Annotated in this window: 20 protein-coding genes; 12 read left to right on the plus strand and 8 right to left on the minus strand. The window is 52.7% G+C overall.

The genetic code is table 11. The annotated features are described in order from the left end of the window. Positions 1-85 precede the first annotated feature (85 nt). Together aspA and ACRQ84_RS17345 are read right to left on the minus strand one after the other, a co-directional pair. Positions 86-1522: an aspartate ammonia-lyase gene (gene aspA / locus ACRQ84_RS17340; protein ID WP_064737777.1), complete on the minus strand. Its 1437-nt coding sequence runs from the start codon at positions 1520-1522 to the stop codon at positions 86-88. Positions 1523-1867: 345 nt separating this feature from the next. Then, positions 1868-2785, minus strand: coding sequence for a hypothetical protein (locus tag ACRQ84_RS17345; protein WP_483816694.1), 918 nt, complete (start codon positions 2783-2785; stop codon positions 1868-1870). A gap of 375 nt (positions 2786-3160) precedes the next feature. Here ACRQ84_RS17345 and ACRQ84_RS17350 point away from each other — a divergent pair, with 375 nt between their 5' ends. The 4 genes from ACRQ84_RS17350 (at position 3161) to ACRQ84_RS17365 (ending at position 6344) form a co-directional block, all read left to right on the plus strand. Next, positions 3161-3613, plus strand: a complete 453-nt coding sequence (locus ACRQ84_RS17350; protein WP_064737775.1) for an FxsA family protein — start codon at positions 3161-3163, stop codon at positions 3611-3613. A 193-nt stretch (positions 3614-3806) separates the two neighbouring features. Beyond that, positions 3807-4100, plus strand: a complete 294-nt coding sequence (locus tag ACRQ84_RS17355) for a co-chaperone GroES (protein ID WP_064737774.1) — start codon at positions 3807-3809, stop codon at positions 4098-4100. A 46-nt stretch (positions 4101-4146) separates the two neighbouring features. Then, on the plus strand, positions 4147-5799 hold the full coding sequence (gene groL / locus ACRQ84_RS17360; RefSeq protein WP_064737773.1) for a chaperonin GroEL: 1653 nt from the start codon (positions 4147-4149) through the stop codon (positions 5797-5799). A 197-nt stretch (positions 5800-5996) separates the two neighbouring features. Then, positions 5997-6344 carry a DUF4156 domain-containing protein gene (locus ACRQ84_RS17365; protein WP_097095130.1) on the plus strand — a complete coding sequence of 116 codons (348 nt, stop codon included), beginning with the start codon at positions 5997-5999 and terminating at the stop codon, positions 6342-6344. A gap of 38 nt (positions 6345-6382) precedes the next feature. Here the strand turns inward: ACRQ84_RS17365 and epmB are convergent, their stop codons facing one another. Next, positions 6383-7411, minus strand: a complete 1029-nt coding sequence (gene epmB / locus ACRQ84_RS17370) for an EF-P beta-lysylation protein EpmB (protein WP_483816695.1) — start codon at positions 7409-7411, stop codon at positions 6383-6385. Positions 7412-7454: 43 nt separating this feature from the next. Between epmB and efp the strand changes: the two genes are divergently transcribed. Both efp and ACRQ84_RS17380 read left to right on the plus strand, forming a co-directional pair. Beyond that, positions 7455-8021 carry an elongation factor P gene (efp, locus tag ACRQ84_RS17375; protein WP_084934332.1) on the plus strand — a complete coding sequence of 189 codons (567 nt, stop codon included), beginning with the start codon at positions 7455-7457 and terminating at the stop codon, positions 8019-8021. A gap of 143 nt (positions 8022-8164) precedes the next feature. Continuing rightward, positions 8165-8299, plus strand: a complete 135-nt coding sequence (locus ACRQ84_RS17380) for an entericidin A/B family lipoprotein (protein ID WP_007886592.1) — start codon at positions 8165-8167, stop codon at positions 8297-8299. A gap of 39 nt (positions 8300-8338) precedes the next feature. Here ACRQ84_RS17380 and ACRQ84_RS17385 read toward each other — a convergent pair whose 3' ends face one another. Then, positions 8339-8863, minus strand: coding sequence for a lipocalin family protein (locus ACRQ84_RS17385; RefSeq protein WP_483816696.1), 525 nt, complete (start codon positions 8861-8863; stop codon positions 8339-8341). A gap of 136 nt (positions 8864-8999) precedes the next feature. Between ACRQ84_RS17385 and epmA the strand changes: the two genes are divergently transcribed. Then, a complete protein-coding gene (gene epmA, locus ACRQ84_RS17390) occupies positions 9000-9977 on the plus strand; it encodes an elongation factor P--(R)-beta-lysine ligase (protein ID WP_483816697.1) in 978 nt (325 codons plus the stop codon). Positions 9978-10000: 23 nt separating this feature from the next. Here epmA and degS read toward each other — a convergent pair whose 3' ends face one another. From degS to zapG, 3 genes are all read right to left on the minus strand, one after another. Then, positions 10001-11077, minus strand: coding sequence for an outer membrane-stress sensor serine endopeptidase DegS (gene degS / locus ACRQ84_RS17395; protein ID WP_483816698.1), 1077 nt, complete (start codon positions 11075-11077; stop codon positions 10001-10003). An 86-nt stretch (positions 11078-11163) separates the two neighbouring features. Continuing rightward, positions 11164-12534, minus strand: coding sequence for a serine endoprotease DegQ (degQ, locus tag ACRQ84_RS17400; protein WP_483816699.1), 1371 nt, complete (start codon positions 12532-12534; stop codon positions 11164-11166). Between the two features lie 106 nt (positions 12535-12640). Next, on the minus strand, positions 12641-13045 hold the full coding sequence (gene zapG / locus ACRQ84_RS17405; protein WP_064737767.1) for a Z-ring associated protein ZapG: 405 nt from the start codon (positions 13043-13045) through the stop codon (positions 12641-12643). 190 nt (positions 13046-13235) lie between these two features. Between zapG and zapE the strand changes: the two genes are divergently transcribed. From zapE to sspB, 5 genes are all read left to right on the plus strand, one after another. Beyond that, positions 13236-14363: a cell division protein ZapE gene (zapE, locus tag ACRQ84_RS17410; RefSeq protein WP_064737766.1), complete on the plus strand. Its 1128-nt coding sequence runs from the start codon at positions 13236-13238 to the stop codon at positions 14361-14363. Between the two features lie 238 nt (positions 14364-14601). Beyond that, the gene (gene rplM / locus ACRQ84_RS17415) at positions 14602-15030 is read left to right on the plus strand and encodes a 50S ribosomal protein L13 (RefSeq protein WP_007886599.1); all 429 of its coding nucleotides are present in this window, start codon (positions 14602-14604) and stop codon (positions 15028-15030) included. Positions 15031-15045: 15 nt separating this feature from the next. After that, the gene (gene rpsI, locus ACRQ84_RS17420) at positions 15046-15438 is read left to right on the plus strand and encodes a 30S ribosomal protein S9 (RefSeq protein WP_007886600.1); all 393 of its coding nucleotides are present in this window, start codon (positions 15046-15048) and stop codon (positions 15436-15438) included. A gap of 329 nt (positions 15439-15767) precedes the next feature. Further along, positions 15768-16409 (plus strand): stringent starvation protein SspA, encoded by a 642-nt coding sequence (gene sspA / locus ACRQ84_RS17425; RefSeq protein ID WP_008104394.1) that lies wholly within the window; start codon positions 15768-15770, stop codon positions 16407-16409. A gap of 3 nt (positions 16410-16412) precedes the next feature. Then, entirely contained in the window at positions 16413-16901 is a 489-nt protein-coding gene (gene sspB, locus ACRQ84_RS17430) for a ClpXP protease specificity-enhancing factor (RefSeq protein WP_064737765.1), read from the plus strand. Between the two features lie 64 nt (positions 16902-16965). On the opposite strand, the gene ACRQ84_RS17435 is transcribed toward sspB, so the two are convergent. Beyond that, on the minus strand, positions 16966-18714 hold the full coding sequence (locus ACRQ84_RS17435; RefSeq protein ID WP_064737764.1) for a sulfite reductase subunit alpha: 1749 nt from the start codon (positions 18712-18714) through the stop codon (positions 16966-16968). Position 18715 lies beyond the last annotated feature (1 nt).

Here is an 18715-nt window from a genome sequence, read left to right on the forward strand (position 1 = left end):
GACCCTTAACGTTGTCGCCGCCAAAATGAAAAAAGCACGCCGCATTGTAAACGGGCGTGCTTTTGGCAACGTGATCTGGAGCGGATTACTGTTCGTTTTCGTCGGTGTAGCGTTTGGCTTTGTAGGTTGGATGCATCAGGTTCTGGATGGAGAAGATATCGTCCAGTTCAGTTTCCGTCAGCAAGCCGCGCTCCAGAACCACTTCACGCACGCTCTTACCGGTTTCGGCACAAATTTTCCCGACGATATCGCCGTTGTGATGGCCGATGTAGGGGTTGAGGTAAGTGACGATACCAATTGAGTTGAATACGTACGCTTCGCACACCGCTTTATTGGCGGTGATGCCATTAACGCATTTTTCCAGCAGGTTGAAGCACGCGTTAGTCAGAATGCTAATTGACTCGAACAGCGCCTGGCCAATCACGGGCTCCATCACGTTGAGCTGCAGCTGACCCGCTTCTGACGCCATGGTGACGGTGATGTCATTACCGATCACTTTGAAACACACCTGATTCACCACTTCCGGTACGACCGGATTCACTTTAGCGGGCATGATGGATGAACCGGCTTGCAGTTCTGGCAGGTTAATTTCATTCAGGCCCGCGCGCGGACCGGAGGAGAGCAGGCGCAGGTCGTTACAGATCTTCGACAGTTTTACCGCCAGACGTTTCAGCGCCGAGTGCACCATCACATACGCGCCGCAGTCGGAGGTGGCTTCAATCAGATCTTCTGCGGGTACCACCGGCAGATTACTCACTTCTGCCAGGCGCTGTACCGCCAACTGCTGATAGCCATCCGGCGTATTGAGACGCGTACCAATGGCGGTGGCGCCAAGGTTCACTTCCAGCAGCAGTTCGGCGGTACGCAGAATGCTGCGGGTCTCTTCATTCAGCAATACATTAAAGGCGTGGAACTCCTGACCGAGGGTCATTGGCACCGCATCCTGCAGCTGGGTACGGCCCATTTTCAGGATATTTTCAAACTCGACCGCTTTACGCTGGAAACCTTCGCTCAGTTGGCTAATGCCATCGAGCAGTTTCAGGATTGAGGCATAAACCGCGATGCGGAAACCGGTGGGATAAGCATCGTTGGTCGACTGACACTTATTCACATGATCGTTGGGATTGAGGTACTGATATTCGCCCTTCTGGTGGCCCATCAGCTCCAGACCGATGTTAGCCAGCACTTCGTTGGTGTTCATGTTGACCGAGGTGCCCGCGCCGCCCTGATAGACGTCAACCGGGAACTGATCCATGCATTTGCCGTTATTCAGCACTTCATCACAAGCCTGAATAATGGTGTTTGCGATATTACGCGGGATTGTTTGCAGCTCTTTATTGGCGAGCGCGGCTGCTTTCTTCACCATCACCATACCGCGGACGAATTCCGGTATGTCACTGATTTTGCTGTTGCTAATGTAAAAATTTTCTATCGCACGCAGAGTGTGAACGCCGTAATAGGCATCCGCCGGTACTTCGCGCATACCTAACAGGTCTTCTTCGATACGAATGTTGTTCGCCATGATAACCTTCTTGTTGTGGCCGCTAACCATCAGGAATGATGTGTTTTATTTTGTCGTAGAGCATCAGAACCGACATTTTATCTGTCTTTGATCGCGCGAGCACGATCCTATTCTGATTCCGCAAAAAAGCACGAATGCAGATCGCGTTAAGCAGGATTTTCGGCAGTTGCATGTTGAAAAAATGTGAATTTTGTTACAAAAGTAAATCGCGGCACGGCGAATGGCAAGTATGCAAAGAAATTAATGTAGAAACATCAGCTGCACCAGGCAGCTGATGTCAGGGGTTTTTTAAGCGGCTAGCCACTGTGTGTCATGTGAAAAAATAAATTCTAACTCATTGTTAATTTAGCCAGAATCAATCTCAACACCTTTTCCAACCGGCAGCTCCTGATAAAGCGCTTCTGCAATATCATCAAAATCCAGTTTCGCTTCGTTTTCGCTGATATTTTCAGCCGATGAACTAAACAGATCTCCCGTTTCACGGGCCAACAGCGCATCGATTCCTAATGATGCTTCGCCTTGATCATCAAAGGCTAGGGTATTAATGGCAGAGGTTTTATTCAATTGATCGGCATTCTGCTTATAAGCGATTGAGAATACATCACTCCAGTTGCCATCGTTGTTAGTGCTGGCGCGGTAATAGGCGGTATAGCCATAGAAGCCAAAAGCATCAAACTCCCAGTTGCCATTGGCGTCGGCCTTCACGGAACCAGCAAATTCAAAATGATCAGCTGAATTCAGGGATAGCTGGATATAGACATTGCTGCCTGGTGTGGTGGTGCCATGCAGCACAGAGTAACGATCGTCAGTGGCTGCACCACTTTGAAAATCGCCTTTAATTTTGCCGAAATCATCAGAAAAACTTTCGATGGTGGTGGTTTTCTCTGGCTGTGGATCAACCGGTGAATAGCCAAAGTGGAAATCGTTAGACCAGGTCGTTGGCGTTTCTGCATATGCAACACGCGCATGCCAGGTTCCTTCCAGCAGCATACGTGTTTCTAACTGCCAGTGACCATTTGCATCCGCAACCGCTTTACCATAAGCCAGGTTGCTATTGTCATCAAAATACATGATGGTTAAGTGGGCTCCGGGCTCGGCGGTACCCTGCAATACTGGCTGTTTGTCATCAGAAACCTCACCTTTTCCACGCTGGCCTTGTGAAGAGCCTACATTGTCATAGAAGTAATCGATCGCAGGCTGAATGCGCGATGCAGCAAACGAGGTTAGTGTTGGCGTTTGTTGCTGGTCGTTTTCCGCTAACAACGCTTGAACCTCGAAAGCATTATCACCGAGATGGGTAGTGCCTGCACTGTTACTCGGGCGGCGGCTATCGAAAGCAAAATCCCAATCAATTACGGTTACGAAGTTAAAAGATTAATCATCATTGCTTAAAATCATGTGCTATCTCGCATTTTGTTAATGAATTGTTTTTTAAGGTTTTTTGTTGCGTTTTTATTTTTAGTTGATCCGGTAATCGTACATAGGCGAATAGTCTCGAAATCACCATCGCCAGTTTTTTATAAACAGTTTGTTTAATGACAGATGTTGAAATTGCGAGAAGAGCCCCAACCTTTTTATTTCTGTTAAAAGATTTTTTCCTTTTTGCTTAATAGCGAAAGGCGTAATGAGGAGCACATTGTGCGCTGGATACCGTTACTGGTTTTTTTTGTTTTAGCCTGGATTGAGATTTCAATCTTCATTCAGGTCGCGCATGCGCTGGGCGTGCTGCTCACCATGTTGCTGGTGATTTTCACCTCGGCTATTGGGGTGTCGCTGGTGAAGAATCAGGGCATGAAGAACTTCCGGCTGATGCAGGAGAAGCTGGCGCGCAATGAAAGCCCAGCGGCAGAGATGACGAAGAGCGTTTCGCTGATCATCTCCGGCTTCCTGCTGCTGTTGCCCGGTTTCTTCACTGACTTCCTCGGTTTACTGCTGCTGTTACCGCCGGTGCAGAAGCACCTGACGTTGAAGCTGATGCCTCATCTGCGCGTGTGGCGCGGACCGGGGGCAGGTCCCGACGCGGGTTTCACCGTCGATGGTGAATACGAGCGGAAAGATCAGGACAAGATTGGTCACGATAAAGACCTATAAACTTCAGAAGGCGGCGCAAGCCGCCTTTTTGCTGCATTTTTCACCATCTGTTGCAGAAACGAAAATATTTATATTTTTTGCCCTTGAAACCCCACTTATTGCCCCTATCTCTTCCAGCACGAGGCCGGAAGCCAAGCAGTCCGGTTCTAACCCAAAAAATGAATGATTGGACTTCTCAAAGGAGAGCTATCAAATGAAAATTCGTCCATTGCACGATCGCGTCATCGTCAAGCGTAAAGAAGTTGAAGCTAAATCAGCGGGCGGCATCGTGCTGACCGGTTCAGCTGCCGGTAAATCTACCCGCGGTGAAGTCCTGGCTGTCGGCAAAGGCCGCATCCTGGAAAACGGTGAAGTTAAGCCATTGGACGTGCAAGTAGGTGATCTGGTGATTTTCAGCGAAGGCTACGGTGCTAAAACCGAGAAAATCGACAACGAAGAAGTTCTGATCATCTCCGAAAGCGACATCCTTGCAGTTGTTGAAGCGTAATTTACGCGTAATTCACTGAACGAAACGAATTTAAGGGATATTTGAAATGGCAGCTAAAGACGTAAAATTCGGTAATGACGCACGCGTAAAAATGCTGCGTGGCGTAAACGTACTGGCAGATGCAGTAAAAGTTACCCTGGGCCCGAAAGGCCGTAACGTGGTTCTGGATAAATCTTTTGGTGCACCGACCATCACTAAAGATGGTGTTTCTGTAGCACGTGAAATCGAGCTGGAAGATAAGTTCGAAAACATGGGCGCGCAGATGGTGAAAGAAGTGGCCTCTAAAGCGAACGACGCAGCAGGCGACGGCACCACCACCGCAACCGTTCTGGCTCAGGCGATCATCACTGAAGGCCTGAAAGCCGTGGCTGCGGGCATGAACCCGATGGATCTGAAGCGCGGTATCGATAAAGCCGTTATCGCTGCGGTTGAAGAACTGAAAACCCTGTCTGTGCCTTGCCAGGATTCACGCGCGATTGCACAGGTTGGTACCATCTCTGCTAACTCCGATGAAACCGTGGGCACCCTGATTGCCGACGCGATGGATAAAGTGGGCAAAGAAGGCGTTATCACCGTTGAAGAAGGCACCGGCCTGCAAGACGAGCTGGACGTGGTTGAAGGTATGCAGTTTGACCGTGGCTACCTGTCTCCGTACTTCATCAACAAGCCAGAAACAGGTGCAGTTGAGCTGGAAACCCCGTTCATCCTGTTAGCTGACAAGAAAATCTCTAACATCCGCGAAATGCTGCCAGTGCTGGAAGCCGTTGCGAAAGCCGGTAAGCCACTGCTGATCATTGCAGAAGATGTTGAAGGTGAAGCGCTGGCAACGCTGGTGGTGAACACCATGCGCGGTATCGTGAAAGTCGCTGCGGTTAAAGCACCGGGCTTCGGTGACCGTCGTAAAGCCATGCTGCAGGATATCGCTATCCTGACCGGCGGTACCGTCATCTCTGAAGAGATCGGTATGGAGCTGGAGAAAGCTACCCTGGAAGATCTGGGTCAGGCTAAACGCGTTGTGATCAACAAAGACACCACCACCATCATCGATGGCGTGGGCGATCAAGGCGCCATCTCTGGCCGCGTAACGCAGATTCGTCAGCAGATCGAAGAAGCGACTTCTGATTACGACAAAGAGAAACTGCAGGAGCGCGTTGCGAAACTGGCAGGCGGCGTTGCCGTTCTGAAAGTGGGCGCAGCAACTGAAGTTGAAATGAAAGAGAAGAAAGCACGTGTTGAAGATGCTCTGCACGCAACCCGCGCTGCGGTAGAAGAAGGCGTTGTTGCTGGTGGTGGTGTGGCGCTGGTTCGCGTTGCCGCGAAAATCGCCGCTTCTGGCCTGAAAGGCGATAACGAAGATCAGAACGTGGGTATCAAAGTTGCGCTGCGCGCAATGGAAGCTCCACTGCGTCAGATCGTTTCTAACGCCGGTGAAGAGCCTTCCGTTGTTGCTAACAACGTGAAAGCAGGCGACGGTAACTACGGTTACAACGCGCAGACCGAAGAGTACGGCAACATGATCGACTTCGGTATCCTGGACCCAACCAAAGTGACCCGTTCTGCGCTGCAGTACGCTTCATCTGTTGCGGGCCTGATGATCACCACCGAAGCGATGGTGACTGACCTGCCGAAAAGCGACGCACCTGATTTAGGCGGCGCTGGCGGTATGGGTGGCATGGGCGGAATGGGCGGCATGATGTAATTGCCCCTGACTGCTTAAGTCATCTGGAAAACCCCCGATCGGAAACGGTCGGGGGTTTTTCTTTTGCTGGGGAACAAGGTATAAGTAAGGGCGCAATACTTCGGCTTTACGGGTTTAGGGCAATGAATGTTCAGAAAAAAAGTGCGCTTTTCTGCTACGCTGCCGCCCGACACTGATGATAATAAATGGGGATTACAATGCGGATTAACCTCTTGCTCGGTCTTGCAGTCGGAACGTTACTGCTGGCGGGCTGTAGCAGCTCCAATCAATTGAGTGCTGGCGGCGAACGTGTGACCTTCGTCGACCAACAACCCGCGAGTCAATGTCAGCTTCTGGGAACGCTTACTGGCTCACAGAGCAACTGGCTGAGCGGTTCAGGCGGTGAAGGCAGTTCATTGCGTGGCGCGGCTAACGACCTGCGCAACCGCGCGGCAGAAATGGGCGGCAACGTGATTTATGGCGCCACCAGTCCAACGCAAAATCTGCTGTCAGCTTTCGCGCCGCTCGACAGCAAAATGAGTGGCCAGGTGTATAAGTGCCCTTAAGGCGCAGCCGTAAAAAAAAGCCGCTTATGCGGCTTTTTTTATTCCTGACGCAGCTGCAAATCCAGCGGCGTCTTGCTGGGCTCTCCGCCGATTTCCCGCGCCAGTTTCGGTACCATATAACCTGAAACCATCGCCAGCAGCTGACGCACTAATCCGCGAGCTTCCTCATCCGAAACAAAGAAGTGCGCCGCGCCTTGCACTTTATCCAGCACATGCAGGTAGTAGGGCAAAATGCCCACATCGAATAACGCATTGCTGAGATTCGCCAGCGCCTGCGCATCATCATTCACCCCGCGCAGCAGCACGCTCTGATTGAGCAGCGTAACGCCCGCCCGCTTCAGCATCTGCATGCCATAACGCAGCTCGTCATCAATCTCTTGCGCGTGATTAATATGGCTCACCATCAGAACCTGAAGACGTGTGTCTGCCAGAATCTGACACAAGCTTTCTGTGATACGCGCCGGGATCACCACCGGCAAGCGGCTGTGGATGCGCAAGCGTTTCAGATGGGGGATTTTTTCCAGCGAGGCCACCAGCCACGCCAATTCATGATCTTTCGCCATCAGCGGGTCGCCGCCGGAGAAGATGATCTCATCCAGCTCCGGATGCGCGGCGATATAATCGATGGCAGCTTGCCAGTTACGCTTATTGCCCGGGTTATCCTGATACGGGAAATGGCGGCGGAAACAGTAGCGGCAATTGACGGCACAACCGCCTTTTACCAGTAGCAGCGCACGGTTTCTATACTTATGCAGTAAACCCGGCACGACACTGCTTTGTTCATCCAGCGGATCGGTGCTATAACCTGGCGCATCTATAAATTCCTGACGGCTGGTCAGTACTTGCAGCAGCAAGGGGTCTGTCGCATCACCTTTTTTCATGCGAGAGATGAAGGCGCGAGGAACGCGCAAAGCGAAAAGCTTGCGCGCATCCGCACCTTCAGCCAGATCTGCGTGCTGATCAAGAGCTAAAAGTTGCAGTAATTCAGCAGGTTCGGTCACAACATCAGCTAGTTGCTGCAACCAATCTTCTCTGGAAGGGGTTTTTAGGGTTACAATGTTTGCCATTTTTTTGGCTTAGTACCAGTATCAATTTTCGTAGAGGGCCTTCATGGCGACTTATTCTAGCAACGATTTCCGTCCCGGTCTTAAAATCATGTTCGAAGGCGAGCCTTATGCCATCGAATCCAGTGAGTTCGTTAAACCAGGCAAAGGCCAGGCATTCGCGCGCGTGAAGATGCGTCGTCTGTTGACCGGTTCTCGCGTTGAGAAAACCTTCAAATCTACTGACTCTGCCGAAGGCGCAGACGTTCGTGATATGACGCTGCAGTATTCTTACAACGATGGCGACTTCTTCTACTTCATGCACCCGGAATCTTTCGAGCAGTATCAGATCGAATCTAAAGTACTGGATGAAGTACAGAAGTGGCTGCAGGACAATGCAGATTGTATCGTTACCCTGTGGAACGATAAAGCTATCGCTGTTCAGCCGCCAAACTTCATCGAAGCTGAAGTGACCGAAACTGACCCGGGCCTGAAAGGTGACACCGCCGGCACCGGTGGCAAGCCAGCGACGCTGTCTACTGGCGCAGTGATCAAAGTGCCACTGTTCGTGCAGATTGGCGAAGTGGTAAAAGTTGATACCCGTTCTGGCGAATACGTTTCACGCGTAAAATAATCGTCAAAAAAGGCGCATCATTGATGCGCCTTTTTTCTCTCTGTGTGTCCCTTCTCTTTTTTCATCCGCCTAATCCGCAGTTTTTCAGATCAAGACTATGCTTTAAGAGCTGTACTTTTACTGCAACCAAAAAGGATATGGCTATGTTAAAGAAAAGTATTGTCGCGATATTTTCCGTGCTGGTGCTCTCGTCCGTTCTGACCGCCTGTAACACCACGCGTGGTGTTGGCGAAGACGTTTCGGCGGGCGGCAAGGCAATTCAGCGCAGCGCACAGTAAGATATTCCGGTGCGAAAGCCGCTTTCGCACCGGATCTCTCTATTTCTGCTCGACCCAAATCAATTCATCAACCGGGAATCCGGCATTTCTTGCCTGTTCAACCAGACGCTGTTTAACGCCTTCATCCAACTGTGGCGTACGTGACAAAATCCACAAGTAGCTGCGATTCGGTCCGCACACCAGCGCATAGCGATATTCTGGATCCAACGCAATCACGTTGTAGCCGCCATAGAACGGGCCAAAAAATGACACTTTCAGCGACGCGCGCTGCTTATCACCGGTGAAGTAAGCTTTGCCAACGCTCTCCTGCCAACGTTGTTTCTGCTGATTGTAGCCGCGGTTAATTACCTTCAAACCACCATCGTCACGCGGACTATAATTGGCGGTAACCTGTTGTAAGCCGCGTTCAAAACGGTGATCGAGGCGGGCAATTTCATACCATTGACCGAGATAGCGCTGGCTATCGAAACCTTCCACCACCTTGACGTCTTTGGGCGGCGTAGTCGAGCAGGCCACAGAGAGAAAGGCACTCAGGCTGGCGAGCAGGGTTTTCCATGGGGACATTGTGTGATTCCTTTACGATTTTAACGAGTTAAGTATAGCTGCCCGACACCAAACTGCTGCCTGCGCCCACTGACGTTGTTTGCCATCGCCAATGCGGGTAGACTTCCACCCCTTATTTGTATGAGGAGTCATCAACATGAGCGAAACGGCAAGCTGGCAGCCGAGCGCACCCATTGCCAATTTGTTGAAACGGGCCGCCATTATGGCGGAAATTCGTCGTTTCTTTGCCGATCGCGGCGTGCTGGAGGTCGATACCCCGGCGATGAGCCAGGCGACCATCACAGACATCCATCTGGTGCCGTTTCAGACGCGTTTTGTTGGGCCAGGCGCAGCCGAAGGGCGCGATCTCTGGCTGATGACCAGTCCGGAATATCACATGAAGCGCCTGCTGGCGGCCGGTAGTGGCCCGATTTACCAGATGGGTCGCAGCTTCCGTAATGAGGAAGCCGGACGTCACCACAATCCCGAGTTCACCATGCTGGAATGGTATCGTCCACACTACGATATGTACCGCCTGATGAATGAGGTGGACGATTTGATGCAACAGGTGCTGGAGTGCGACAGCGCTGAATCCCTGTCATATCAGCAGGCGTTTATCCGTCATCTGGAGATCGATCCGCTGTCGGCTGATAAAGCGCAACTGCGTGAAGTGGCAGAGAAGCTGGGTGAGGGCGAACTGGCCAATCGCGAAGAAGACCGCGATACGCTGCTGCAGCTGCTGTTTATGTTGGGCGTTGAACCGAAGATTGGCAACGATAAGCCGTGCTTCGTCTACCACTTCCCGGCCACGCAGGCTGCGCTGGCGGAAATCAGTACGGAAGATCACCGCGTCGCCGAGCGCTTTGAGGTCTATTACAAAGGTATTGAACTGGCGAACGGTTTCCGTGAGTTAACTGATAGCCGTGAGCAGCGCCAACGTTTTGAGCAGGACAATCGTCGTCGTGCCGCGCGTGGCTTGCCGCAACATCCTATCGATACGAATTTGCTGGATGCGCTGGCGCACGGTATGCCGGCATGCTCCGGCGTGGCGTTGGGCGTGGATCGTTTGATCATGCTGGCGCTGAAAGCCAGCTCGCTGAGCGAAGTGATCGCCTTCCCGGTCGATCGCAGTTAAATCATAAGGGCGCGCAAGCGCCCTTATGGCGTGGTGGTGGGCGCGGTAACTTCCGGAAATTCCTGAATTGTCACCGGCAAGGTCATTTTCTTTTCATTGCGTAAAATCTGCACGTCAATCACCGAGCCTGGACGAATTTCTGCCACCTGATCCATGGTTTCCTGCGCCGAGAGCGCCGGTTTACCATTCACTTCCAGCAGCACGTCATTCGCCTGAATGCCGGCGCTATCCGCGGGGCCGCCAGGCGCTACATCGCTGACGATAATGCCCTGTACGCGATCGAGATTACTGCCCTGACCGTGCAGGGGCGGCAATTCGCGTCCGGTGATGCCGATATAGCCGCGAATCACCCGACCATCACGAATCAGCTTATCCATAATTTTGCTCGCCAGCGCGGTAGGGATAGCAAAACCAATCCCTTCTGGGGTTTCGCCATCGCTACTTTTATCAAACGTCAGGGTGTTAATGCCCATCAGTTCGCCAAGCGAGTTGATCAACGCGCCGCCCGAGTTGCCTTGATTGATGGAGGCATCGGTCTGCAGAAAGTTTTGCCGGCCAGATGAGCTGAGGCCAACGCGTCCGGTGGCACTGATAATGCCTTGCGTCACGGTTTGGCCGAGGTTGTACGGGTTGCCGATCGCCATTACCACGTCGCCAATGTGCGCGATGCGTTTGGCGTTGATGGGGATAACAGGCAAGTTTGAGGCGCTGATTTTCAGCACTGCCAAATCAGTCATCGCATCGGAACCTACTAAGGTGGCTTCGAAGAAACGTCCATCCTGCAGCGCCACGATGATCTGGTCGGCATTATTAATTACGTGTTTGTTGGTGAGGATATAACCTTTGCCGTTCATGATCACGCCAGAGCCAAGCGTGGTAATACCGCGATTATTGTTGCCGTGGGCGCTTCGGTTGTAGACGTTAACTACCGCAGGCACGGCACGTCGCACCCCCTGATTAAAACTGACGGGTGCTTCATCATCGCTGTTGTCATGTTCAAAGGTGACGTTGCTGCCCATACGCAGCGCAGGGATCGCGACAAGCAGTAAGCCAGCCACGATCAGGCCCATCACCACAGAACGCAAAAGTTTAAGAAACATGGTGTTATTTCAAGCCAGGTGAGATCGCAGGGCAGAATAGCATGAGAAAGGCGGACAAACACCTGCTTGTCCGCCTGATGCGAGGATTATCGCAGAAGCAGGTAAATACTCTCTTCGCCGCGCACGACGTTCAGTGCCAGCACCGGCGGTTTGCCTTCCAGCACTTTGCGCATTTCGGCAATCGATGCCACGCGATTGCGGTTCACGCCAATGATCACATCGTCTTTCTGCAAACCAACTTGCTCCGCTGGCGTGCCTTTTTCAATGGCATCGACTTTTACGCCTTTATCACCGGTTTTCGTCGCGCCGTCGCTCAGCGTTGCGCCTTGCAATGCCGGAGACATCAGCTGCGCGCTGGCGGTAGTCTGCGCGCTTTGTTCCAGCGTGACAGTGACGTTTATCGGTTTGCCTTCACGCAGCAGGCCGATTTTCACGTCCTGGCCTGGCGGCGTAGTGCCGACTTTGACACGCAGCTCAGCAAAGCTGGTAATCGGCTTATCATTGATAGAAGTAATGATATCGCCGGCTTTGATGCCCGCTTTCTCGGCGGCAGATTTCGGCAGCACTTCCGAAACAAAGGCACCGCGCTGCGCATCAACGTTAAACGCTTTGGCGATATCGGCGGTCATTTCCGTGCCTTTAATGCCCAGCTGACCCCGCTTCACTTCGCCGAACTGGATAAGTTGCTGCGCGAGGTTCATCGCCATGTTGGCGGGAATGGCGAAGCCAATGCCGATGTTGCCGCCGCTTGATGCCAGAATCGCGGTGTTGATACCAATTAACTCGCCATTCAGGTTAACCAATGCACCGCCGGAGTTACCGCGGTTAATGGCGGCATCGGTCTGAATAAAGTTCTCCAGCCCTTCCAGATTCAGGCCGCTGCGTCCCAGCGCTGAGATAATGCCGGACGTAGCCGTTTGGCCGAGACCAAAGGGATTACCGATGGCCACCGCAAAATCACCCACTTTCAGTGAATCAGAGTCGGCGATCTTCACCTGCGTCAGGTTTTTCGCGCCCTCGATTTGAATCAGGGCGATGTCGGTTTGCTCATCGTGACCAATCAGCTTAGCGTCATATTCGTTGCCGTCGCTCAGCTGAACGTTGATTTTGTTGGCGCCGTTCACCACGTGATTGTTGGTGAGGACGTAGCCTTTCGCCGCGTCAATGATGACGCCGGAACCCAACCCTTCAAACGGCTGCGGTTGGGATTGCCCTGGCGCCTGGCCAAAGAAGCGTTTCAGTGGCTCGGGGATATCCTGTGCCTGCTGGCCGGAATCGGTACCCTCAACATGCACACTGACCACTGCAGGCAGAACTTTTTCCAGCATCGGTGCCAGACTTGGCAATGCTTGTCCCTGAATCTGGGCGGGTAGCGTGGCCAGCGCGCTCGGCGCCGCGGCCAGACTCATGCCAATGCTCAAGGCTAATGCGCTCAACAGTCGTGCTTGTTTTTTCATTATGACAACGCTCTCGCTGCGAAAAGGAGATAAAAAACTGTGACAGTTGTTTGGGGCAAGGGTTCGACAAACTAAAAGGGCACAGCCAAGCTGTGCCCCAAAAGGATTAATTACGCGGTGCGCGGTCGCTGCCACGTAACAGGCCGGATGCGCCTTCAGAGTAATCACGCGGCATTTGTACCGGTGCCTGATCGTTATCCGCTTCGGCTTCCGTTAGTTGGTAGGCAAACGGATTTTTCTCGCCTGGCAGATTGGGCAGCAGGTCGTTCGACCCTTTCGCCATGTGCTGATACAGTTGGCGATAATCATGCGCCATATTGTCCAGCAGCTCGGCGCTGCGTGCGAAGTGGTTCGTGAGCTCCTCGCGGTAATCCGCCAGCTCAGCCTTCGACTTTTCCAATTCATACTGCATGCTACGCTGCTCACGCAGCTTTTTGTTGCCAAAACGCATGACGACTGCGCCGACAATAATGCCAATCACTAAACCAATCAGCCCGTATTCCCAGGTCATAATGACTCCCGTGTAATTTCCGTTGTTTCGTAGGGCATTGCTTCTGTTGCAACATCAACTTCAATAGCTGCCACTATACCCAATAATCCATTGGAAGTGGAACTATCAGGCAGCATCGCTTAGTGTAGAGCGGCCTAATTTTCGTCAACCAACCCGTGAATCGGACTTTTTCAGGGATTCTGAGAGAACCATGCAAACCTCATCTCCGCTTGCACGCTACGAGCAGGCGCTGTCGCAGGGCGAATTTCGCCCGGATGACGTACAACGAGAAGCGATTACCCGCTTAGATACCATCCAGCAAGGATTGATTGCCCGTCAGCAACACATTGAACCGGTTGCAAAAGGTCTGTTCGGGCGCTTGTCTAAGATGATCAGTAAAGAGAAAAGCACCAGCGATGCGCCGGTGCGCGGCCTCTATATGTGGGGCGGTGTGGGGCGCGGTAAAACCTGGGTAATGGACCTGTTTTTTCAGTCAATTCCTGGTGATCGCAAGCTGCGCCTACATTTTCACCGTTTTATGCTGCGCGTTCATCAGGAGCTGACGCAGCTGCAAGGCCACAGCGATCCGCTGCTGATTGTCGCCGATCGCTTTAAAGCGGAAACCGACATTCTCTGTTTCGATGAGTTTTTTGTCTCGGATATCACCGATGCCATGCTACTGGGCACGCTGATGGAAGCGCTGTTTGCACGCGGCATCTCGCTGGTGGCAACCTCAAATATTCCGCCGGATGAGCTGTATCGTAATGGCTTGCAGCGTCCGCGTTTCCTGCCTGCCATCGAACAAATCAAGCGTCATTGTGAAGTGATGAACGTGGACGCGGGTATCGATTACCGCTTGCGCACCTTAACCTCGGCGCATTTGTGGAACTTCCCACTGAACGATGCCACGCATACCGAAATGGAGCGCATGTTCCGCGCGCTGTCAGGCAAAGCGCGTGAAGACGCGCCGGTACTGGAAATTAACCATCGCCAGATGCCCACGCTGGGCGTGCATGAAGGCGTATTGGCGATTGATTTCCTGACGCTATGTGGCGAAGGGCGCAGTCAACACGACTATATTGAGCTCTCACGCCGATTTCACAGTGTCTTGCTGTATGATGTGCCGGTGATGATTTATAAGACCGAGGATCAGGCGCGTCGCTTCCTTGCGCTGATCGATGAGTTCTACGAACGCCACGTAAAACTGGTTGTCGCGGCAGAAACATCACTGTTTGAAATTTATCAGGGCACACGCTTGAAGTTTGAGTATCAGCGCTGCTTGTCGCGTTTGCAGGAGATGCAGAGCGAAGAGTATTTGCGTCTGCCGCATCTGCCCTGATGACGTGGCAGAAATCGCAGGAATTAGATGCAAAAAGGTTCGATCTTTGAGTTCGACTTCTCTATAATCTTGCGACCCCACGTTACAGCATCGGTTTTCTTTCCCAAGAACTCGATGTGATCCGGTAACTCACTTGAAGGGGTGGCTTGCTGGGCAAAATGGTCGTGTGAGCCTCAATCGTTTACTTAGCGTTTGGGATTTCACCAACGTGTAACTTTTTATTTGGGTAAGCTTTTCAATGAAAACTTTTACAGCTAAACCAGAAACCGTACAGCGTGACTGGTATGTTGTTGACGCAACGGGCAAAACCTTGGGTCGCCTGGCGACTGAACTGGCGCGCCGTCTGCGTGGTAAGCACAAAGCGGAATACACTCCGCACGTTGATACCGGTGATTACATCATCGTTCTGAACGCAGAAAAAGTTGCTGTAACCGGCAACAAGCGTACTGACAAGATTTACTATCACCACACTGGCCACATCGGTGGTATCAAGCAAGCGACCTTTGCAGAGATGATCGAGCGCCGTCCTGAGCGTGTGATTGAAATCGCGGTTAAAGGCATGCTGCCGAAAGGCCCACTGGGTCGTGCTATGTACCGTAAACTGAAAGTTTACGCAGGCAACGAGCACAACCACGCGGCGCAGCAACCGCAAGTTCTTGACATTTAATCGGGATTATAGGCAATGGCTGAAACTCAAAACTACGGCACTGGTCGCCGCAAAAGCTCTGCCGCTCGCGTCTTCATCAAGCCGGGTAGCGGTAACATCGTAATTAACCAGCGCTCTTTGGAGCAATACTTCGGTCGCGAGACTGCACGCATGGTCGTGCGTCAGCCGCTGGAGCTGGTTGATATGGTTGGTAAATTTGACCTGTACATCACTGTTAAAGGTGGTGGTATTTCTGGTCAGGCTGGTGCGATCCGTCACGGTATCACACGCGCTCTGATGGAGTACGACGAGTCTCTGCGTTCTGAACTGCGTAAAGCGGGCTTCGTTACCCGTGATGCGCGTGAAGTTGAACGTAAGAAAGTCGGCCTGCGTAAAGCACGTCGTCGTCCACAGTTCTCCAAGCGTTAATTGTTTGCTGCTTCGGCAGCGGCAGTTGGCTCAAAAAACCCGCTTCGGCGGGTTTTTTATTGCCTGTATTTATGATTTTTTCCCACAAAAAACGCGAGCTTTGCCCGCATTTTGCCTGCAAATCATCACGCCCGCCCCACAAGCTGCTTAAAATCTGGTAAACTCACTGTCACTTTGCGCCTGCGAGACGCAGCGTTGTGCTTGTCGTTCCTGTCGGGAAGACCGGTCGATGCTTCTAACGCTGACGGTAGGCGAATCTGATGAGCCGGTGAGTCGCCGCGTGGTTGGCTATTCGCAGTATCTTTTTGTGAACAAACTTGGAGGTTTTCATGGCTGTCGCTGCCAACAAACGTTCGGTAATGACGCTGTTTTCTGGTCCGACTGACATTTTCAGCCATCAAGTACGTATTGTACTGGCTGAGAAGGGCGTCAGCGTGGAGATCGAGCAGGTTGAAACGGATAACCTGCCGCAGGATCTGATTGACCTCAACCCGTATCGCACCGTACCTACGCTGGTCGACCGTGAACTGACGCTGTATGAATCACGCATCATCATGGAATACCTCGATGAGCGTTTCCCACATCCTCCGCTGATGCCGGTTTATCCGGTTGCGCGTGGTGAAAGCCGTCTGATGATGCACCGCATTGAGCAGGATTGGTACAGCCTGATGCGCACCATCGAAACCGCCAACGGTGCCGAAGCTGATGCAGCGCGCAAGCAACTGCGTGAAGAGCTGCTGGCGATTGCGCCACTGTTCGCGCGCACGCCATTCTTCATGAGTGAAGAGTTCAGCCTGGTGGATTGCTATCTGGCGCCGCTGCTGTGGCGTCTGCCGCAGATGGGTGTTGATCTGTCTGGCGCGGGTTCTAAAGAGCTGAAAGGCTATATGACGCGCGTGTTTGAACGTGACTCTTTCCTTGCGTCACTGACGGAAGCAGAACGTGAAATGCGCCTGCAAGCTCGGGGCTAATGTATGGAAATGTCGCAACTAACGGCGCGTCGTCCCTATCTATTGCGGGCATTCTACGACTGGTTGCTTGATAACCAGTTGACGCCGCATCTGGTGGTCGACATCAATCTGCCTGGTGTGCAGGTGCCGCTGGAATATGCGCGTGACGGACAGATCGTTCTGAACATCGCGCCGCGTGCAGTAGGCAACCTTGACCTCGCTAATGATGAAGTGCGTTTCAATGCGCGTTTCGGTGGCGTACCGCGTCAGGTTTCTGTGCCAATGGCTGCGGTGCTGGCGATTTATGCCCGTGAAAACGGCGCTGGCACCATGTTCGAGCCTGAACCGGCTTATGAGCTGGCGACGGATGAGCAAGAGGGTAGCGGTCAGGAAGAGACGATGATGTCTGTGATTGATGGCGATCGTCCGGATGATGCGACTGATGACGATCACTCACCAGATGATGAACCGCCGCCGCGTGGCGGACGACCTTCACTGCGTGTAGTGAAGTAAAGCGTCTAAAAAGATGTGCAATAAAAAACGGGCCGATTGGCCCGTTTTTTTATGCCTGCGCGTCTTAGTAGACGTCGCGCAGGTAGCGTTTATCTTTCTTCAACTGATCAACGTAAGCCGCAGCGCGCTCGCTAGATAAGCCACCGAACTGACGAACCACTTCATACAGCGCCGCATCAACGTCTTTTGCCATGCGTGAGGCATCGCCACACACGTAGAAGTAAGCGCCATCCTGCAGCCAGGCATACAGCTCAGCGCCTTTTTCCAGCATGCGGTTCTGCACGTAAATCTTCTCTTCCTGATCGCGAGAGAAAGCCAGATCGAGGTTAGTGAGCAGACCTTTCTCCTGCCACGCACTCAGCTCATCTTCGTAGATGTAATCATGTGCCTGATGCTGATCGCCGAAGAACAGCCAGTTTTTGCCTTCCGCGCCGGTTGCCTGACGTTCCTGCAGGAAGGCGCGGAACGGTGCGATACCGGTGCCTGGGCCAACCATGATCAGCGGCGCATTGCCATTTGCCGGCACACGGAACGCTTTGTTTGGCGAAATGAAGATCGCCGGCTTTTCGCCACGACGCACACGTTCAGCCAGATAGGTTGAGCACACGCCTTTACGTTCGCGACCGCCGCTGTGATAGCGCACGGACGCAATGGTCAGATGCACCTGATTGGGATGGGCTTTCGAGCTCGACGAGATCGAGTAGGCGCGATGCTGCAACGGACGCAGCATGGCAACGAATTCTGGTACCGACAGGCTGCGCGTCAGCTCAAGCTGCAGCAGATCCAACGTGTCTTTGCCCCACAGCCAAACGGCAAGGGTATCTTTATCGTCATGCTGCAATACGTGACGCAGTTCCTGGTTGGTGGTGTGCTGCCCAACCCACTCAATCAGTTTGCGTGACGGCTCGGAGATTTCGAACTGATAGGTCAGTAGATCGCCGAGGTTACGATCAAAGCTGGGTACGGGCGTTTCGTAATCCGCTTTCAGCTGAGTCAGCAGCAGTGAAACCAATGCCGCGTCGTTCACTGGAATGACACCCAGCGCATCGCCCGCTTCGTATTTCAAACCGCTGTCAGTAAGGTCGAACTCAAAGTGACGAATGTCTTTCGCCGATTCTTCTGCCGAGAGACGTTTGTTGGTCGCCAATGCGGCCGCATAAGGGTTCTGCTTATTGCTGCCCGGAATGACCGGCGCTTCTGGCGCGCTCTCAAGAGCGGTACCGCTGCTGCCCGCACTGGCGGCAAATTGCGGCATGGCCGTACCAATCCATTCACTGGAAGGCTCTTCGAAATCGATATCGCAGTCGATACGATCGGCGACGCGTTTCGCGCCGAGCTGTTCCAGACGCATATCAATGAATTTACCTGCCTGGCAGAAACCGTCGTAGCCGGTATCGCCAATCGCCAGTACCGCAAAGTGCATCTGCTCCAGACGCGGCGCGGTGCTGGCCGAAATGGCTTGCCAGAACAGCTGTGCGTTGTCTGGCATTTCGCCTTCGCCGTACGTTGAGGTAACAATCAGCACGTGACGCATGGTGGCAAACACATCCAGATCCACTTCGCCCAGCGCCTGCACCACCGGCACCAAACCTTTGGCACGTGCGGCTTTAGCAGCTGTTTGCGATAGGGCTTCAGCATTACCAGTCTGTGAACCAAACAGGATATGCAGCTGGGTGTTGGCACCGGCAGCCGGCGCGCTCTGCTTATCTTCTAATACCAGCAGGCGCGAATGGAGACCGGCGAGAAAGCCCGCCAGCCAGTATTTCTGCTCACCGTTAAACGGTGCATCTTCAGGAATGTAAGGAATTTTCATC

The organism is Pantoea sp. E2023-21 (assembly GCF_051302795.1).
Taxonomy (GTDB): Bacteria; Pseudomonadota; Gammaproteobacteria; order Enterobacterales; family Enterobacteriaceae; genus Pantoea; species Pantoea ludwigii_A.

Excerpts from the sequence above, each read along its gene's own strand:
- ACRQ84_RS17355 (WP_064737774.1), top strand. The coding sequence starts at position 3,807 with ATGAAAATTCGTCCATTGCACGATCGCGTCATCGTCAAGCGTAAAGAA.
- epmB (WP_483816695.1), bottom strand. The coding sequence starts at position 7,411 with ATGGCAAACATTGTAACCCTAAAAACCCCTTCCAGAGAAGATTGGTTG.
- zapG (WP_064737767.1), bottom strand. The coding sequence starts at position 13,045 with ATGACCTGGGAATACGGGCTGATTGGTTTAGTGATTGGCATTATTGTC.
- degQ (WP_483816699.1), bottom strand. The coding sequence starts at position 12,534 with ATGAAAAAACAAGCACGACTGTTGAGCGCATTAGCCTTGAGCATTGGC.
- ACRQ84_RS17435 (WP_064737764.1), bottom strand. The coding sequence starts at position 18,714 with ATGAAAATTCCTTACATTCCTGAAGATGCACCGTTTAACGGTGAGCAG.
- sspB (WP_064737765.1), top strand. The coding sequence starts at position 16,413 with ATGGAAATGTCGCAACTAACGGCGCGTCGTCCCTATCTATTGCGGGCA.
- zapE (WP_064737766.1), top strand. The coding sequence starts at position 13,236 with ATGCAAACCTCATCTCCGCTTGCACGCTACGAGCAGGCGCTGTCGCAG.
- ACRQ84_RS17380 (WP_007886592.1), top strand. The coding sequence starts at position 8,165 with ATGTTAAAGAAAAGTATTGTCGCGATATTTTCCGTGCTGGTGCTCTCG.
- epmA (WP_483816697.1), top strand. The coding sequence starts at position 9,000 with ATGAGCGAAACGGCAAGCTGGCAGCCGAGCGCACCCATTGCCAATTTG.
- aspA (WP_064737777.1), bottom strand. The coding sequence starts at position 1,522 with ATGGCGAACAACATTCGTATCGAAGAAGACCTGTTAGGTATGCGCGAA.
- ACRQ84_RS17385 (WP_483816696.1), bottom strand. The coding sequence starts at position 8,863 with ATGTCCCCATGGAAAACCCTGCTCGCCAGCCTGAGTGCCTTTCTCTCT.
- rpsI (WP_007886600.1), top strand. The coding sequence starts at position 15,046 with ATGGCTGAAACTCAAAACTACGGCACTGGTCGCCGCAAAAGCTCTGCC.
- degS (WP_483816698.1), bottom strand. The coding sequence starts at position 11,077 with ATGTTTCTTAAACTTTTGCGTTCTGTGGTGATGGGCCTGATCGTGGCT.
- ACRQ84_RS17365 (WP_097095130.1), top strand. The coding sequence starts at position 5,997 with ATGCGGATTAACCTCTTGCTCGGTCTTGCAGTCGGAACGTTACTGCTG.
- efp (WP_084934332.1), top strand. The coding sequence starts at position 7,455 with ATGGCGACTTATTCTAGCAACGATTTCCGTCCCGGTCTTAAAATCATG.
- sspA (WP_008104394.1), top strand. The coding sequence starts at position 15,768 with ATGGCTGTCGCTGCCAACAAACGTTCGGTAATGACGCTGTTTTCTGGT.
- rplM (WP_007886599.1), top strand. The coding sequence starts at position 14,602 with ATGAAAACTTTTACAGCTAAACCAGAAACCGTACAGCGTGACTGGTAT.
- groL (WP_064737773.1), top strand. The coding sequence starts at position 4,147 with ATGGCAGCTAAAGACGTAAAATTCGGTAATGACGCACGCGTAAAAATG.